This is a genomic window from Streptomyces sp. NPDC001231 (assembly GCF_042896885.1).
GTDB lineage: Bacteria > Actinomycetota > Actinomycetes > Streptomycetales > Streptomycetaceae > Streptomyces.
On record NZ_JBIAXS010000077.1, the window covers coordinates 1 to 1,473 of the forward strand.

Below are 1,473 nucleotides of genomic sequence, written 5' to 3' on the forward strand. Positions count from 1 at the left end.
CGGGGCATGACGGGGAAGTGGAAGGCCATGTGGCACTCGTCGCCGCCGGCGGCGTAGTCGCCGAAGTAGTCGACGACGTCCTCCGGCCACTGGTTCGCCTCCGCCAGCAGCACGGTGTCCGGGAACATCCGGTCGATCTCGCGCCGCACCCGCTTGAGGAAGGCGTGGGTCGCGGGCAGGTTCTCGCAGTTGGTGCCCTCTTCGGCGTAGAGGTACGGGACCGCGTCCAGCCGGAACCCGTCGATGCCCAGGTCCAGCCAGAAGCGCAGGGCGGCCAGGATCTCCTCCTGCACCGCGGGACTCTCGTAGTTGAGGTCCGGCTGGTGGGAGAAGAACCGGTGGAAGTAGTACTGGCCGCGGACCGGGTCGAAGGTCCAGTTCGAGGTCTCGGTGTCGACGAAGATGATGCGGGCGTCCGGATAGCCCCTGTCGTCGTCGGCCCACACGTAGAAGTCGCCGTAGGGACCGTCGGGGTCCTTGCGGGACTCCTGGAACCACGGGTGCTGGTCGCTGGTGTGGTTCATGACGAAGTCGATGATCACGCGCATGCCGCGCTGGTGGGCGGCGTCGACGAACTCCACGAAGTCGGCCAGGTCGCCGAACTCCGGGAGCACGGCGGCGTAGTCGGACACGTCGTAGCCGCCGTCCCTCAGCGGGGACTTGAAGAAGGGCGGCAGCCACAGGCAGTCGACGCCGAGCCACTGGAGATAGTCGAGCTTGGCGGTCAGGCCCTTCAGGTCGCCGACGCCGTCGCCGTTGCTGTCCTGGAAGGAGCGGACGAGGACCTCGTAGAACACGGCACGCTTGAACCACTCCGGGTCCCGGTCCCTGGCCGGGGCGTCCTCGAAGATGTCGGGGACGGGCTCGTTGACAGTCATGGCGCTGGAGGCCTTCCGATCTCGGGAGAAGTGGACGATCGCTGGACATGGAGCACGTGCGCGGGCCGTTCGCCTGGTACCAGACGTACGTAGTTGGCCCTGCCCCAGTGGTGGGTCTCACCGGTGAGCTCGTCGCGCACCGGCATCGACTCGTGCCAGTCCAGGCCGAGTTGCGGCATGTCCAACGAGACCGTGGCCTCCTGGGTGTGGTGGGGGTCGAGGTTGGCGACCACGACGACCGTGTCCTGCCCCTCGCTCTTGCTGTAGGCGATCACGGCGTCGTTGTCGGTCGCGTGGAAGCGCAGATTGCGCAGGCGGTGCAGCGCGGGGTGGCGGCGGCGGATGTCGTTGAGCCTGGTGATGAGGGGGGCGATGGTGCGGCCCTCGCGTGCGGCGGCTGTCCAGTCGCGGGGTTTGAGCTGGTACTTCTCCGAGTCGAGGTATTCCTCGCTGCCGGGTTTGAGCGGGGTGTTCTCGCACAGTTCGTAGCCGCTGTAGATGCCCCAGGAGGGGGCGAGGGTGGCGGCCAGGACGGCGCGGACCTCGAAGGCGGGGCGGCCGCCGTGCTGGAGGTAGGCGTGCAGGATGTCGGGGG

General features: G+C 68.0%; 2 protein-coding genes. Both read right to left on the reverse strand.

The annotated features are described in order from the left end of the window. On the reverse strand, window positions 1-878 hold an 878-nt coding region (locus ACFY3J_RS38795; RefSeq protein WP_390842886.1), incomplete at its 3' end, for an alpha-amylase family glycosyl hydrolase. Continuing rightward, a partial coding sequence (locus ACFY3J_RS38800; protein ID WP_390842888.1) for a DUF3459 domain-containing protein occupies window positions 875-1,473 on the reverse strand: 599 nt, incomplete at its 5' end. The genes ACFY3J_RS38795 and ACFY3J_RS38800, both read right to left, overlap by 4 nt.